The sequence below is a fragment of the Segatella oulorum F0390 genome (genome assembly GCF_000224615.1).
Classification (GTDB): domain Bacteria; phylum Bacteroidota; class Bacteroidia; order Bacteroidales; family Bacteroidaceae; genus Prevotella; species Prevotella oulorum.
On record NZ_JH114217.1, the window covers coordinates 543,853 to 559,592 of the forward strand.

At 48.9% G+C, this 15,740-nt stretch carries 14 protein-coding genes; 6 read left to right on the plus strand and 8 right to left on the minus strand.

Going from position 1 to position 15,740, the window contains the following annotated elements; all coding sequences use genetic code 11:
• The first annotated feature begins 57 nt into the window (after window positions 1–57).
• The 4 genes from HMPREF9431_RS11425 to HMPREF9431_RS11440 are packed head-to-tail and all read left to right on the plus strand — an operon-like array spanning window position 58 to window position 4,959.
• Entirely contained in the window at window positions 58–1,557 is a 1,500-nt protein-coding gene (locus tag HMPREF9431_RS11425) for a TolC family protein (RefSeq protein WP_004381476.1), read from the plus strand.
• 26 nt (window positions 1,558–1,583) lie between these two features.
• Window positions 1,584–2,567, plus strand: a complete 984-nt coding sequence (locus HMPREF9431_RS11430; protein WP_025070491.1) for an HlyD family secretion protein — start codon at window positions 1,584–1,586, stop codon at window positions 2,565–2,567.
• Window positions 2,568–2,583: 16 nt separating this feature from the next.
• Window positions 2,584–3,753, plus strand: coding sequence for an ABC transporter permease (locus HMPREF9431_RS11435; RefSeq protein WP_004381478.1), 1,170 nt, complete (start codon window positions 2,584–2,586; stop codon window positions 3,751–3,753).
• The gene (locus HMPREF9431_RS11440; protein ID WP_155813030.1) at window positions 3,754–4,959 is read left to right on the plus strand and encodes an ABC transporter permease; all 1,206 of its coding nucleotides are present in this window, start codon (window positions 3,754–3,756) and stop codon (window positions 4,957–4,959) included.
• Window positions 4,960–5,298: 339 nt separating this feature from the next.
• Here HMPREF9431_RS11440 and HMPREF9431_RS11445 read toward each other — a convergent pair whose 3' ends face one another.
• The 8 genes from HMPREF9431_RS11445 to porQ all read right to left on the minus strand — a co-directional run bounded on the left by HMPREF9431_RS11445 (window position 5,299) and on the right by porQ (window position 13,661).
• Complete coding sequence (locus tag HMPREF9431_RS11445; protein WP_004381480.1) at window positions 5,299–6,402, minus strand: Mrp/NBP35 family ATP-binding protein; 1,104 nt, start codon at window positions 6,400–6,402, stop codon at window positions 5,299–5,301.
• Window positions 6,403–6,755: 353 nt separating this feature from the next.
• Complete coding sequence (trmB, locus tag HMPREF9431_RS11450) at window positions 6,756–7,526, minus strand: tRNA (guanosine(46)-N7)-methyltransferase TrmB (RefSeq protein ID WP_004381481.1); 771 nt, start codon at window positions 7,524–7,526, stop codon at window positions 6,756–6,758.
• Window positions 7,527–7,658: 132 nt separating this feature from the next.
• Window positions 7,659–8,675 (minus strand): branched-chain amino acid aminotransferase, encoded by a 1,017-nt coding sequence (locus tag HMPREF9431_RS11455; RefSeq protein ID WP_004381482.1) that lies wholly within the window; start codon window positions 8,673–8,675, stop codon window positions 7,659–7,661.
• A 423-nt stretch (window positions 8,676–9,098) separates the two neighbouring features.
• Complete coding sequence (xseB, locus tag HMPREF9431_RS11465; RefSeq protein WP_004381483.1) at window positions 9,099–9,290, minus strand: exodeoxyribonuclease VII small subunit; 192 nt, start codon at window positions 9,288–9,290, stop codon at window positions 9,099–9,101.
• A 4-nt stretch (window positions 9,291–9,294) separates the two neighbouring features.
• Window positions 9,295–10,587 carry an exodeoxyribonuclease VII large subunit gene (gene xseA, locus HMPREF9431_RS11470; RefSeq protein WP_004381484.1) on the minus strand — a complete coding sequence of 431 codons (1,293 nt, stop codon included), beginning with the start codon at window positions 10,585–10,587 and terminating at the stop codon, window positions 9,295–9,297.
• Window positions 10,584–11,993, minus strand: coding sequence for a S8 family serine peptidase (locus HMPREF9431_RS11475; protein WP_004381485.1), 1,410 nt, complete (start codon window positions 11,991–11,993; stop codon window positions 10,584–10,586). The genes xseA and HMPREF9431_RS11475 overlap by 4 nt, the downstream gene beginning before the upstream one ends.
• 13 nt (window positions 11,994–12,006) lie before the next feature.
• Complete coding sequence (gene cmk, locus HMPREF9431_RS11480) at window positions 12,007–12,717, minus strand: (d)CMP kinase (RefSeq protein WP_004381486.1); 711 nt, start codon at window positions 12,715–12,717, stop codon at window positions 12,007–12,009.
• Window positions 12,714–13,661 (minus strand): type IX secretion system protein PorQ, encoded by a 948-nt coding sequence (gene porQ, locus HMPREF9431_RS11485; RefSeq protein WP_004381487.1) that lies wholly within the window; start codon window positions 13,659–13,661, stop codon window positions 12,714–12,716. The genes cmk and porQ overlap by 4 nt, the downstream gene beginning before the upstream one ends.
• A 362-nt stretch (window positions 13,662–14,023) precedes the next feature.
• Between porQ and HMPREF9431_RS11490 the strand changes: the two genes are divergently transcribed.
• Both HMPREF9431_RS11490 and HMPREF9431_RS11495 read left to right on the plus strand, forming a co-directional pair.
• Complete coding sequence (locus HMPREF9431_RS11490; RefSeq protein ID WP_040561705.1) at window positions 14,024–14,749, plus strand: energy transducer TonB; 726 nt, start codon at window positions 14,024–14,026, stop codon at window positions 14,747–14,749.
• Window position 14,750: 1 nt separating this feature from the next.
• The gene (locus HMPREF9431_RS11495) at window positions 14,751–15,722 is read left to right on the plus strand and encodes a polyprenyl synthetase family protein (RefSeq protein ID WP_004381489.1); all 972 of its coding nucleotides are present in this window, start codon (window positions 14,751–14,753) and stop codon (window positions 15,720–15,722) included.
• The last annotated feature ends 18 nt before the right edge of the window (window positions 15,723–15,740 follow it).

The following is a 15,740-nucleotide window of genomic DNA, read 5'->3' on the forward strand; positions in this document are numbered from 1 at the left end:
GTGGCAATTCATGACAGATTGCGAAGAAAAGTGGTAGGAATTAAAAATATCCGCACGATGAAAAAGATAGTTTCGGTTTTGCTTTTGTGGGGAACACTGCTCCCTGTCGCGGCGCAACAGCCTTTGAGCTTAGACAGTTGCAGGGCATTGGCACTCCGCAATAACAAGCAGATTAACGCCGCAAAATTTAAGCAAGAAATAGCCTTGCAGCTGCGAAAGGCAGCCAAGACGAAATATCTGCCCAAGGTAGATGTTGTGGGTGGCTATCAATATTTTAGTGAAAGCGTTTCGTTGTTGAGCAAAGATCAAAAGGATGCGCTCAACCATTTGGGTACAGGAGTTACTGCTGCTGCCGGCGGAAACCTGTCGAGTTTGCTCACCAACATGGTGGCTCATGGGGTTATTTCGCCCTCAGTTGCAGGCCAAATCAGTAATGTTTTCAGTCAAGTCAGCGGTCCCATGGCGGGCATGGGCAATCAAGTGGGGCAGAATATTGTCAACAGCCTTGAGACCAACACCCATCACATGTGGGGTGGGGCGGCTGTGGTGCGGCAACCTATTTATATGGGTGGAGCCATCACGGCGCTCAATCGCATGGCCGAACTCAATGAGCGTGTGGCCGAGAACGATGCAAATGCCAAGCGCCAGGCGACGCTTTACAATGTAGATCAGGCCTATTGGATGGTTGTTTCGCTGAAACAGAAACAGCAATTAGCCAACAGCTATTTGGCCTTGGTGCAGAAGTTGTCGGGCGATGTGCAGAAAATGTTTCAAGAAGGTGTCGCCACAAAGGCCGACGGATTGAAGGTGGATGTGCGTGTGAATGAGGCTGAAATGCAAGTGACGCAGGTGGAAGACGGATTGGTTTTGGCCAAGATGTTGCTCTGTCAGCTTTGCGGTTTGCCTTTAGAGGAGCGTGTGTCGTTGGTTGATGAACAGCCATTGCAACGTGTGCTCAACCTCGATGCACAGCCACAAGCTGTGGCCGACAAGGGTTTAGCCAATGAAAATCGTCCCGAGTTGCGCATGCTTCAAAATATGGTTGACCTCACAAAGCAAGGCGAGCGCTTGGTGCGTGCCATCTATTTACCGCATGTTTTGCTCACTGGAGGCTATTTTGCCAGCAACCCCAATGTGTTTAATGGTTTCGAACGTAAGTTGGCCGGCACGTGGAATGTGGGCGTATTGGTGCAGGTTCCCGTGTGGAACTGGTTTGAAGGTGCTTATAAAGTGCGGGCGGCTAAGGCGGCAACGAGCTTTGCACAGATGGAATTGAGCGATGCACAAGAGAAGATAAGCCTGCAAATTTCACAATGCCAATTCAAGGTGAAAGAGGCGCATAAGCGGCTTGTTATGGCGCGAAAGAACATCCATAGTGCCGAAGAGAACCTCAGATGTGCAACGCTCGGCTTTAAAGAAGGCGTCATAGAATCGACCGATGTGCTGGCAGCTCAAGCGGCATGGCAGCAAGCAAAGAGTCAGGAAATAGACGCCGAAGTGGAGGTGAGACTCTCACAAGTGAATTTACAAAAGGCATTAGGCGTGCTTGAATATTAACCCATAAACTCATCAAACAGATTATCATGTCAACAAAATCACAACATACAAATATGTATTTGGCCATCTTAGGCATCATTCTTGTGGTGGCCATTGTAGGAATTATCGGTTTCTTCACGTTGGGAAAGCAAAAGGATATTATCCAAGGCGAAGTGGAAGTGGAAGAATTTCGGGTGGCTTGTAAATATCCGGGTCGCGTGGTTGAGCTCAGAGTGAAAGAGGGTGACTATGTGCATGTGGGCGACACGTTGGCCATTATTGAAATTCCTGAGATGGATGCGCAGAAGAAAGTGGCGCAAGCAACAACTGCAACGACCGAGGCAATAAAGGATTTAACCGATGCAGGTGCGCGCAAAGAGCAAATTCAAGGCGCCTTCGAATTGCTGCAACAAGCACGTGCGGCGGCTGAAATTACCAAGAAGACTTATAACCGCATGCAAAACCTCTACAACGAAGGGGTGATTAGTGGGCAGAAACGCGATGAGGCTTTTGCGGCCTTTAAAGCGTCGGAAGCGCAGGTGAAGGCAGCCGAAAGCCAATATAACATGGCTAAGAATGGTGCCCGTTCGCAAGAGAAACGTGTGGCAGCCAGCAATGTAAAAGCCGCTTTGGGCGCCGTGGAAGTGGTTGCTTCGATGCTGAAAGAAACGGTTCAAGTGGCGCAGGTTGAAGGCGAAGTGAGCGAGGTTTATCCCAAGGTGGGCGAGCTGTTGGGGCTGGGTTCGCCCATTATGAGCATTTCAGAGCTAAGTGATCAGTGGGGGACATTCAATATTCGGGAAGATCAGCTCAAGGGAATGAAGATTGGAACAACATTCTCTGTGTTTGTGCCGGCGTTTAATAAGGAGATGAAAATGAAGGTCTATTATGTGAAAGATCAAGGCAGTTACGCTGTGTGGAAAGCAACAAAGACCACCGGGCAATATGACTTGAAGACGTTTGAGGTGCGTGCGCGCCCCTTAACCAAGATAGAAGGTTTGCGCCCGGGCATGAGTTTGATTTTGAAATAGAGGAAAGATAACGGGCATGAAAACCTTGCGACAGATTTGGACAATAGCCTTTCGCGAATGTGGTATTATGCGCGAACAGCCCATCTATTGGATTAGTTTGGTGGTGTTTCCAATCGTTGTCATTGTGTTTTTCACTTCGTTGATGGCGCAAGGCGTACCCACAGATATGCCTGTGGGCGTGGTTGATTTAGACCAGACAGCCACTTCGCGTGCGATGATTCGGCGCTTAGATGCTTTTCAATCCTCGCAAGTGGTGGCGCAATATCAGAACATGAACGAGGCACGTGAGGCAATTCAGCGCAATGAGATTTATGCGTTTCTCTATATTCCAAAGGGGATGACGCGTGGATTGGGCACCAACACGCAACCCAAACTATCTTTTTATTATAGCAGCACCACGTTGGTGGCCGGCTCGTTGCTTTTTAAAGACCTCAAAACCATCTCGGCGTTAGGCTCGGCTGCGGTGGGACAAGCGAAGTTGAGTGCCTTGGGACGCACGCCACGTGAGATAAGAACTACTTTGCAACCCATAGCGATTGATTTGCACATGCTGCAAAATCCATGGGCCAACTATAATGTCTATCTCTCCACAGTGATGGTGCCGGGCCTGCTCATGCTGTTTGTGTTTTTGCTTACACCCTATAGTTTAGGCGTCGAGATTAAGTTCCAACGGAGTCGCGAATGGATGGCTTTAGCCGACAATCGTGCATGGGTGGCATTGGCCGGGAAACTACTTCCGCTGTTGGTAGTATCGCTTTTGATGTTCTATGCCTTCGAATTCTACATCTATTACGTGCAAGACTTCCCCCATTCGGGTGGTTTTCTGCCCATCTTGCTTTGTGGCATCTTGTCGCTGTTGGCAGCGCAGGGATTCGGAATCTTTGTCTTTGGGCTGATGCCGGGCTTGCGCATGGCTATGAGTGTTTGCTCACTTTGGGCGGTCGTAAGTCTTTCGATTGCGGGCGCCACCTTCCCCGTATTTGCCATGAGTCCCATGCTTGAAGCTGTGGCGCAGCTTTTTCCTTTGCGCCATTACTACATGCTCTATCAGCTCTGTGTGCTCAACGGTTTCCCTCTGTCTGCTGCTTGGCTCAATTTGTTGGCATTGTTGTTGTTTTGCTTTCTGCCATTTGTCAGCTTGTGGAACATCAAACGTGCGATGTTACTTTACACCTATCTACCCTAAATGGATTTGAAAATGCTTCTCTCTCGCATGCTAACGGCCTTGCAAACGCTCTGCAATATTTGGGCGCAAGAGCTTCGGGCTGCCTTGAAAGACCAAGGTGTGGTGATGTTTTTCTTCCTCTTACCTTTGATTTATCCCTTGCTCTATTCGTGGATTTACAACAACGAGGTGGTTTATGAAGTGCCCGTAGTGGTGGTGGATGCGAGCCATAGCCACGAGAGTCGTGCTTTCATTCGGGCGTTTGATGCCTCGCCAAACGTGCAAGTGGCTGCTTATAGCAATAGTGTTGACGAGGCGAGACAGCGCTTGGCGCGGCAGGAGGGCTATGGAATAGTTTATTTTCCGCGCGATTATGCCGAGCAGCTCCATCGAGGGGAACAAACTCATGTGAGCGTTTATTGTGATATGAGTCTTATGTTGGCGTATAAAGCCGTGTTTCAAACGGCGCAGGCGGTGGCAGTAAAGCAAAATGCCAACATTTTATTGCATCGGCAACCCACGTTTAATGAACATGAAGACGAACTGGCTACCGAACCGCTCGCCGTTGCCGAAGTGCCCATTTTCAACGCCACAGGAGGCTATGGCAATGCCATTTTGCCCGGCGTTTTGATTTTAATTATGCAGCAAGCACTGCTATTGGGCATCGGCATGGCAGCCGGAACAGCTCGCGAACGCAATCGGCAGGGCTATCCAACGCTGGCCAATACCCTCAAGGTTGGCGCGCTGACCTTGATTATGGGCAAAGCTTTGTTCTACTTCATGGTGTTCGCTGTGATGGCAACCTATCTCACCTTAGCCGTTCCAAAAATGTTTCGTTTCACCGCTTTAGCCTCGGCAGGCAGCCTCGCGGCGCTACTTTTGCCCTATTTGCTGGCCTCCATCTTTGCGGCGATGGCCTTGTCCTTTGCTGTGCGCCAGCGCGAACAAGTGATGCTCTTAGTGGTGTTTACCTCGGTGCCTTTACTCTTCCTTACGGGCATCTCGTGGCCACAGAGCAACATGCCCTGGGTGTGGGAATTGCTCGCGCGCCTCTTCCCCTCAACCTTTGCTGTGCGAGGTTTCCTGCGTATCAGCAGCATGGGCGCTACGCTTGCCGACATTCGGCCCGAGCTCATGGGCCTGTGGTTGCAGTCTATTGCCTATTTTGCATTGGTCTGGCTGATGTATGCTTTGCAGCGCCGGCGGATTCTCCATGCCGCAAAGTGAAGTACTTTAGGGGTGTCAGCCACCGCCATGCTTCGTTGACCACATTAATCCATTCTATATTATTGCTGTCCGGTAAACCTTAATTCGCATAAAAATCCTTGCGGGATTGCCTTTATATAGGTAATTCCACGTTCATTTTTTAAATTATTGCTGTCCGGTAAATCTTTTTTCAGAGATAAAAGGTTTACCGGACAGCAATATTTAAGAGACTTACTTACAACTGGGTAAATATCAAACCAACTTTAGCTGCGCTATCATTGCGCAATAATGAACAAATGTAACATGAAAAAAGGAATTGCTTGTGGCAATTCCTTTGCAGTGGATGGTGTGCACTTACAGCTATTCTACGCCGACAATCTTTGTTGGAGCCTGCTCTTTATTACGCCGATTGACCACTGTAACGACCGACTGTGCTAAACCCAGAAAAGCTTGTCCTGTGATACTATCGGTTTTTGTTGCTGCTGGTTGGCCATCATCTCCTCCCTCACGAATACTCTGCACGATGGGGATTTGTGCTAACAATGGCAGATGCATTGATTGTGCTAAGTCTTTGGCACCATCTTTTCCAAAGATGTAATATTTGTTGTTGGGCAATTCGGCAGGTGTGAAATAGGCCATGTTTTCCACCAAACCGAGAATGGGCACGTTCACCTTGTCGTTGGTATACATATCGATTCCTTTGCGTGCATCAGCTAAAGCTACTTGCTGTGGTGTGCTCACGATGACAGCACCCGTGATGGCTAACGTCTGAAGCAAGGTGAGATGAATGTCGCTTGTGCCAGGAGGTGTGTCAAGAATAAAGTAGTCGAGCGCACCCCAATCGGCATCCATGATGAGTTGTTTGAGCGCAGATGTGGCCATGCCACCACGCCAAAGTGTAGCGGTGTCGGGATCAACAAAGAAGCCGATGCTGAGCAGTTTCACGCCATATTTCTCAACCGGTTCAATCAGCTGGCGTCCGTCTTTCTCAATCATATAGGGACGTTCGTCTTCCACACCGAACATTTTCGGCATGCTCGGACCGAAAATGTCGGTGTCTAATAAGCCTACCTTATAGCCCAACTTGGCTAAGGCGATGGCCAGATTGGCCGAGACCGTGCTTTTGCCCACGCCACCTTTGCCCGAGCTCACCGCAATGATATTCTTCACTTCGGGCAGCGCTTTGCCCACTTCTGGACGCGGTTGCGATTTAAATTCGGTGTGTATCTCCACCTGAACCTCCTTCCCAATGTGATAATGGATGGCAGCTTCGGCTGCTTTTAGCGTAGATTTGAGAAACGGATCTGTGTCGCGTGGGAATATTAGGGTGAATGCAACGTGCTGTCCATTGATATGAATATCGTCGGCAACAAGCATTTCGCTCTCGACAATACTTTTCTTGGTTCCGGGATAAATCACCGTTGCCAAGGCATCCGTGATGAGTTTTGGATATAATGTTGTCATCTCTTTACGTTGTTATTTATATTTTTGTTATCGTTGAATGTTTTACGATTGCAAAAGTAGTGATAATTTTTGATATTGCCGAACGGCGTTCTTTGAAAACGAAAGCGCATGTTCTCACGAGCATGCGCTTCTCTATAACTCAACTTTTAAGATTTTTATATGCGATTGTTTTCACAAACTCTCGCACAAACGACTAATTAAAACAAACCTCCATTCATTGCTGAATGGATTTTATTTATGATGGGTGTCACCACCCAAACGATAAATTAATTGAAGAAAAAAAAGCGGTTATGAAAATTAACCGACCGCAAAGGTAGTACTAAATTTTGAGCTTTGCAACAATTTCGTTAAAATTATTTGCTTGTTTTCAGACTACTGCGCTTGGGACGATGATAACTTCTATATTCGTCTAAAGGAATTTCTATGTCGGGCTCGTGCAGGCTTATCGCATGCAAAAGTTGAAACTTGAGATAGCGAATGTTGAGGCCTCGCTCCATCCACATCGCCTCGTAATAGGTTTGAATGGCAAGAATTTTCTGCGTCTCGGCATCTAACCCTTTGGTGTGATACAAATCGGTTGTTGTGAAAAGTAGGGGTAGGTTGTTCGTTTTCACCATAGCCTCGGTGTAGGTGTGGAGGAAGTTTGAATCGGTTTTGAGGTGCACAACTCCGCCGTCTTTTAAAAAATGACGATATTTCTCCATGAAGAATGTGCTGCTAAGACGCTTGTGGGGGTTCTTCATTTGTGGGTCGCTGAAGGTCAACCACAGCTCGCTCACCTCATCTTGTGCAAAGAATCGGTCGATGATTTCGATGTTGGTGCGCAGGAAGGCCACGTTGGTCAACTGGCTCTCCAAAGCTTGTTTCGCACCCGTCCACATGCGAGCGCCCTTAATATCCACGCCAATGAAGTTCATCTCGGGATAGCGTTTGGCCAGCTCCACCGTGTATTCACCTTTGCCACAACCCAATTCCAACACGATAGGGTGGTTGTTTTTAAAATACTGCTCATGCCATTTCCCCTTCATGGCAAACGGCGCCTCGTCGACCACCGAGAAAGGATATTGAAACACATTAGCAAAGGTTTCCATCTCTCTGAACTTTTCTAACTTTCCTTTTCCCATACGTTTATTTTGTGTGCAAAGGTAAATAATAAATCAAGATGGCGAAAGCCCCGCCCAATATTTGTGATGTTGAGCGAGGCTTTTTGTGTAACGATGGCATGCACGCATCGTTCTATATCCTTCATCGGCGCGTTATTCAATCACAACCGATGTCCAGCCGTGACGGTCTTCCACCGTCCCGTATTGAATGCCGCGCAAGGTTTCATAGAGCTTGGTTGACCATGGACCGGGTTTGTCGCCGAAAGCATACACCTTGCCGGTGTCTAAATCGTCTAAATGCGAGATGGGCGAAATCACAGCTGCCGTGCCACAAGCCCCAGCTTCCTCAAAACTTTCCAACTCTTCTTCGGGCACTGGACGATGTTCCACCTTCATACCTAAATCCTCTGCAATTTGCATCAAGCTCTTGTTGGTGATGGATGGCAAGATAGAGGTGCTCTTTGGTGTGATATAGGTGTTGTTCTTGATGCCAAAGAAGTTGGCCGCACCGCACTCATCCACATATTTCTTTTCTTTCGAATCCAAATAAAACTCGCTGGCATAGCCCTTACTATGGGCGATGGCATTGGCGCGCATGCTGGCTGCATAGTTGCCACCCACCTTGAACGTGCCCATGCCTAAGGGTGCTGCACGGTCGTAGTCGCGGATGATGACATAGGGGTTGGCCGAGAAACCACCTTTGAAATAGGGGCCAACAGGCGTGACGAAGATGAGAAACAGATAATCCTTAGCGGGATGAACGCCCACCTGCGGGCTGACACCGATAAGCAGAGGACGCAGATAGAGCGTAGCACCGCTCTCATACGTCGGGATGTGCTGTTGGTTGAGGCGCACTACCTTGCGTGCCATTTCCACAAATCGTTCGGTGGGCACCTGCGGCATCAGCGTGGCATCTGCCGTCCGTTGCAGGCGCGCAGCATTCTCCTCAACGCGGAAAAGGCGCACCTTTCCGTCGGGACAACGATAGGCTTTCAAACCCTCGAAAGCCTCCTGTCCGTAGTGAAGTGCCGTTGCCGCCATGTGCAATTTAATATATTCGTCGGAGCAAACCTCAATCTCTCCCCATTTTCCGTCGCGATAATAGCACCGCACATTGTAGCTCGTTGGCCGATAGCCAAACCCTAATTTAGACCAATCCAACTCTTCCATTGTCTTATATTTTAATGATTTTACATTTAATTTTCGCACAAAATTACGAATAAAGCCTCTCTTTTGCAACTATTTCACGTATTATTTCGGCGGCGCACCCACCTCCTGAAGCGATGGACGGAGGACTGTTCGCCGTGTCGAAACCTTGTGCTCACGCGCATTTCTCCCATTCTTCACAAGCTACTTTTGCTGCATTTCATAGAAGGGAGCTACGCGTGTAAAGATGTTTTCGTTGTTTTCGAGGGCAGTTTCAACGAGAAATAAAATTCCCGTTGTTCTCGAGGTCACGACCAACGAGAAATAAAATTTCTTGATGTTTTCGGGGGGCGAGCACCCCAAGAAGTGTGTGTTTCGGGGCCTTTCTTTGCGACGGTGCATGCGCATGCCGGCGCGTCTCCACCTCTCCCGGCCGCGTTGCGCCCGCTATTCGTTGATAATCTTCCGAATTTCCTGGTCGGTCTTCGTGAGCTTGTCTTTGCACAGTTTAATGAGCTGTTTCGCTTTTTTCAGTTCTTCGCTCATGGTGTCGAGGTCGAGCTCGTTGTTCTCCATGCGCGCAACAATCTGCTCTAAAGTGGCCATTGCCTCTTCGTATTTCAAATCTTTCCTAACCATTGTTCTATTGTATGATGGATGTTATTTTTCCGTTCGCTAATTTTGTTTCAATCTCATCGCCGGCTTTCAGTTGCCGGGAGTCCTTCACCACTTTGCCCTTGCAGAGCGTTATGCTGTAACCGCGTTGCAACAGGCGTTGCGGATTGAGTGCTTCGAGCCGCTGTTGCAGCAGTTGCAGCCGATAGTTCTCTTTCGTCATCTGCTGCAAAAGGGTGGGGCTAAGCTGGTTTTCGATGAGCGATAGCCGATGATGCTCGCGTGAAAGTTTGTCGTTGAGTGACGCTGTGATGTTGGTAAGATGGCGCTCAATGCGCTGTTCTTGGCGCGTTTTCACCAACGAAAAGAGCATCGGAATTTTCTCGCTCATGCGCACCAGACGTGCTTGTTCCAACTCACTTCGGTGGCGCACGGCGGCAATCAGTTCGGCTTGCGCGTCTAAAAGACGTTCTAAAACGTGGTTCAGGTGGTCAATGAGCAAGGCTGCTGCGGCCGTGGGCGTCTTCACTTTCGTGTGGGCCACCATGTCAACAATCGACTCATCTCTGTCGTGTCCGATGCCAGTGATGATGGGAATGGGGAAGTTGGCCACATTCTCGGCCAGACGAAGGGTGTCGAAACCGCTCAAATCGCTCGTTGCTCCGCCCCCACGAATGATAACCATTGCGTCGAACTTTTCGATGTTTTCGTTGATGCTGTTGAGTGCGCCGATGACGCTTTCTTCCACGCCTTCGCCTTGCATCACCGCCGGAAACAGGCGCGTATAGAACTTCAGTTGCTGCGGATTGTCAGCCAGCTGGTGGCAGAAGTCGCCATAGCCCGCTGCATTTTCGCTCGAGATGACCGCGATGCGTTGTGCAAACAGGGGCAAGACAAGCTCTTTTTGCAGTTCGAAAACGCCCTCCCTTTTGAGCGTGTCGATAATCTCTTGCCGTTTACGAGCCATGTCACCCATCGTAAATTCGGGGTTGATGTCGGTCACAATCCACGCAAAACCATAGGCTTCGTGGAAGTCGGCATAGACCTTGAGCAACACTTTCATGCCCGGTTTGAGCCCCTCGCGCGTCACCTTTTCAAACTTCTCGCGCAGCAAGGTCCATTTGTTCTTCCAGCATTTTGCCGACGCCTTGGCCACGGGTGTGTTGCTAAACAGCTCTTTTTGTATCAGCTCCATGTAGCAATGGCCGCGCACTTCGTGCACCTCAGAAAGCTCGGCTTCCACCCAATATTCTTCCGAAAGCGTGGACGAAATCACTTCTCTGACGAGGTTGTTGAGTTCAAAAAGGGTGACGGTCTTCATGGTTTTGCGTTGTTATAAGCGTTCCAAAAATTGGGAATGCCATAGCCATAAATGTTGTTGGGCTGTGCAAAGTTGCTGCTGTTGGCAATCACTAAATCGATTAATTCCCGTGCCGTTTTTTGGGGAAAGGCTTGCCACAGACAAGCCATCAGCCCCGCAACTAAAGGCGAAGAGAACGACGTTCCCATCTCGTCAATAATGGTTCCGCGCCCCGAAACCACCGTCGTTGGACTGCCATAAGCCATCACGTCGGGCTTCACGCGCCCATCTTCCGTGGGGCCAATCGCACTGAAAGCGGCATTCACACCCGATGGCATGATGGCACCAACGGTGAGGATATGCTTGGCATCGGCAGGGAAATTAATCTTTTTCCACGTGCCCATTCCGTCGTTTCCAGCACTGCTTACGAGTATCATTCCTTTGTTTGCAATCATCGAAGCCGTATGCGAAATGAGGGTCTTTTCGCCGTCCATGTCGCTGTATTTGTGATTGGTTGAGGCGTCATCGAAGTCGTGATAGCCCAACGATGAGTTGATGATGTCTGCGCCAATCGAGTCGGCATATTCCACCGCTTCGGCCCAAAAATCTTCCTCGGCAAGGCTCTCCGACTGCCTGTCTTCACAGCGAATAAGGGCGTAAGAGGCTTCGGGTGCGGTGCCAATGAAGATGCCATTGGCATCCATAGCCATGGTTGAAAGCACCATTGTGCCGTGGTCGCTCTCGGCAAAAATGTTTTTCGATGGCGGGAAGACGCAATCGTGTTGAGCGGCAATCTTGATTTGTTGCAGGCAGGGAATGCGGTCAACATTCATAAATCCCGCATCCAACACGGCAATCAGCTTACCTTTTCCACGATAGCCCACCTTGTGTAATAGTGTGCCGTTGAGTGCTGCAATCTGCGCTTTCCCTAAGCCATAGGGCTCGGTAGAAGACAGCGTGTCCCAACGATTGAATTCTTTTCTGAAGTTTATGCGTTCGCTGGCGTTGATGGAATCGGGTGAGGAAAACACCTGAAGAATACTTTTTACAAACGGAAACTGCAACAGGTTGTAGGCTTTTCCCACGTCGTTACATTTCACCAAGAGCGTGTTGTTCCATTTGCTTTTTCCCACCACTTGCACCGATTTCAGGGCACGTACCGCAGCCAGATATTTCGCATTGATGGGCCAATCGGTGGAGTCGATGGGCAAATGTTGTTGTTTTCGGCGTTCAAGGGCGCGCTTCGATAGGAACAAAGCAGGGTTGTTTCTGAGGTTTGCAGGCGTACTCTTATCTTTCAAGGTCACCCGAAACAAATAGCATTTCCCACCCGGATAGGCTATTTTCTCTGTGCGATTGATGCCGGCCAAGGCCGTTAGCGCACAAAGAAGTAGCGCGATGGTGCAGAAAATGGATCGTCGTTTCATGTGCATACGCTGTTTATGCGGGTGTGTAATCCATCGTTCCAACAACCTTTTCTACCTGCTCCAACAGCCATTTGTCCTGTGCTTCAATGCTCATGTGGCTGTTGTCGAGCACCAATGCATCGTCTGCTTGCCGCAAAGGGCTCACTTCGCGGTGGCTATCCATATAGTCGCGCTCTTCCACATTCTTTAAAATGGCATTGAAATCAGCGGGCATTCCTTTGGCTTTCAGTTCATCAAAGCGGCGTTGAGCACGCACCTCTGCCGACGCTTTGACGAAGATTTTCAGTTCGGCTTGTGGGAAAACTGTGGTGCCGATGTCGCGACCATCCATCACAATACCTTTCATTTTGCCCATGGCCTGCTGCTGTTTTACCAATGCTTCGCGCACGAAATCGATGGACGCAATGTGGCTCACTTGCTGGCTGACGGCCAAGGTTCGAATGTCGTTCTCCACGCATTCATTATTTAAATAGGTGTCGGGGCGCCCCGTGGTTTCATTTATTTTGAAGCTGATGTGAATGGCTTTCATGTGTTTTGCCAATGCGGCTTCGTCCACCGTTCCCGTCTCGTTGATGAGCTGATGGCGCATGGCATAGAGCGTGACCGCACGATACATCGCACCCGTGTCAACATAGATATAGCCCAATTTGCGGGCTAACGTTTTGGCCATGGTGCTCTTTCCGCACGATGAAAAACCATCAATCGCAATAATAATTTTCTTCATAAACAATAAGATACATTTATATGAATGGCGTGATTGCTCACGTGATATTTGCCATACGACAGGTTGATGCTGAATGGGTCGAGGTATAAACCCGCGCCAAAGCTTAGTCCTGCGCCAAAGCTGCTGCTGTCATCGCTGGCCGATTGCAGGTGCATCTCGTGGGCACGACGAAAGCTATAGCCCGCACCCACCCACACATTCTTTGATAAAATGACGTCCAATCCTGCCACAGCATGGTTTAGTAATCGCTCATTCCAGTGGGTGAGGTCGATGAGTGTGGCCGAGATGCGAAAGGGAGAGGTGCCAAATCGTTTGGTGAGTCCCACTTGAAGGTCGAAGGGCATAGGCTCTTTCGTTTCATCATAGGCTTTGAGTTGGCCTCCTAAATTCTTTACCACAGCCGATAAAGACAAGTTGTGTGCATCGTCAAAATAGTTTAAACCTAAGTCCACCCCCACAGCAATGGAATGGTAGTCACCGATATAGGACGTAATCAACTTGGCTGTTATGCCGCCGGCGAGCTTGTCGGTGAGCATGTAAGACAGGTAACCCGCTAAACTGATGTCGTTGGCTTGAAACGTACCTTGCGCCACATGCTGCGCATTGACGCGTTGCATTTCGCCGTAATGCATGTATTGTGCCGAGATAGCCCATGACATCCGCTCTTCCACAACCCTGTTAAAGGCGGCACTGAGCATGTTGCTTCCTTGTGCATAGTTCATAAAATTGAAGTTCAACGTGTTGGTTCCTACGCACGAAAGCAGGGCAGGATTATTAAAAATCAATGTCTCATCGCTCTCTATCAAACTGATGTTGTCACCTCCGAGCGCTGCAGCATGCGCAGAAACAGGCAGCGCCAAGAAACGATAGGCCGTCTGATGGGTTTGCGCAAAGGTTGCACCGACCATGCCAAAGAGCATGAACAGGATGACAATGACTTTCATTTAAAATTCCTAATTATTCGGCAAAGATACTGATTTTTCCAAATATAAACATTACTTTTGCGCGGTAATGTCATTCCTCATGGTGCAAAAGGCTGCGAGGGTGTAGGCCGGAAAATCGTGCATAGCGTTGTTTTGGCAAACCTTTGAAATGGTGCTTGCACGCAAGGTGTAGCAGGCTTGTTGCAACAGGTGTGTAGCAAGGTCACAAAAAAGCATGGCTATTGCAGCGTAAAGTGGTAGAGATTGCGACACAAAACGGTAGCCTTTACACACTAAAAGCATAGTGTTTGGTGACATGCCGCAACGAGAGGATGACAGAACCTATCTCGAATGGGGGTAGAAAGAGAACGGGAATAACGCAGGTGGAGATAAAAAAATCATATCAAGCAGATTTGGAACATCGCCGATTAACAGGGTTTTTGTTGGGGCTGGTGTTGGCACTTTCCTTGCTTTATGTGGGGTTGGAGTGGACCACCTCTTCTACTTCTGATGGCGAAGATGCTACGATTACCGACGACATGAGCCAGGACGTGGAGATGATGCCTGCGATGGATACGCACGATATGATTGCTGCTGCTCCTGCATCGGCAGTCCATGCGGTGACCGAAAGGGTGAAAGCGGTAGATCATGCTACCACCATAGCACAACAAATTAGTCCAAACAGTGGCGATATGACGCAGGGCATTGGCGGACAAGCCACTCGCATCAACGAACAGGATGGGGGAGAGAACACCGCCGCACAATCGCCTGTGGCTGTGAATGAAGACGACAACCCATTGCATTTCCGCATCGTTGAGCAGCTTCCTGAATATCCCGGGGGCATGGTTGCCTTTATGAAATGGATTACAAGCAATCTGCGTTATCCCTTGATGGCGCAGCGACAACACATCGAAGGTAAGGTGGTGGTGTCGTTTATTATCAATAAAGATGGTAGCATTTCGGGAGCGAAGGTGGAGCATAGTGTCGACCCTTTGCTTGACCAAGAGGCATTGCGTGTGGTGCGTTTGATGCCGAAATGGAAACCGGGATTAGAGAAAAATAAACCGTGTCGCACGCTTTTTGCGATACCCATAAACTTTAAGTTATAAGATGAATGCAGCAGAACTTTTAACGAAGGTAAATCAATTCATTGACCATTTGCCCTATGAGCGCAAACCTTCCGAGCTTTATGCACCCGTGAAATATGTGCTATCCATGGGCGGAAAACGCATCAGACCCGTGTTGATGTTGTTGGGTTATGGGCTGTATGGCGAGGATTACGAGCAAGTTTTGATGCCCGCTTGTGGCATAGAAACCTATCATAACTACACCTTGTTGCACGATGATTTGATGGATCATGCCGAAATGCGGCGTGGAAAGCCTACGGTTCATTGCAAATGGAATGCCAATGCGGCTATCTTAAGCGGCGATTCGATGTTGGTGTTGGCTTATGAACGTATTGCACAATGCCCTGCAAAGCATTTGGCATCGGTGCTGAAAGTGTTTACAGAAACGGCGTTAGAGATTGGCGAAGGGCAGCAATATGACATGGATTTTGAGCAACGCGATGATGTAACCGAGGCAGAATACATCGAGATGATCAGGCTCAAAACGAGCGTTCTTTTGGCTTGTGCGCTGAAAATAGGTGCCATCTTGGGCGAAGCTCCCACGGAAGACCAGGAAAACCTGTATAAATTTGGCGAGCAAATTGGTTTGGCTTTTCAGTTGCAAGACGATTATTTAGATGTCTATGGCGACCCCAAGGTGTTTGGAAAGATCATTGGTGGTGACATCATGAGCAATAAAAAAACGTATATGTTGATTAATGCGTTTAGCCGAGCCAATGCACAACAGCGGGCGCAGTTGCAGCAATGGGTGCACCATCCCGATGCACATCCGGCAGAAAAGGTGGCGGCTGTGACACAGCTCTATAATGAAATAGGTGTCGATCGGTTGGCACAAGCCAAGATAAACGAATATTTTCAGCGGAGCAAGCAATATTTAGATGCAGTCAATGTCGACGAACAACGCAAGCAAGAGCTGCGCCAATATGCTTTGCAAATGATGAATCGCGCTTATTAAGATGTAGGGAGTAAATAC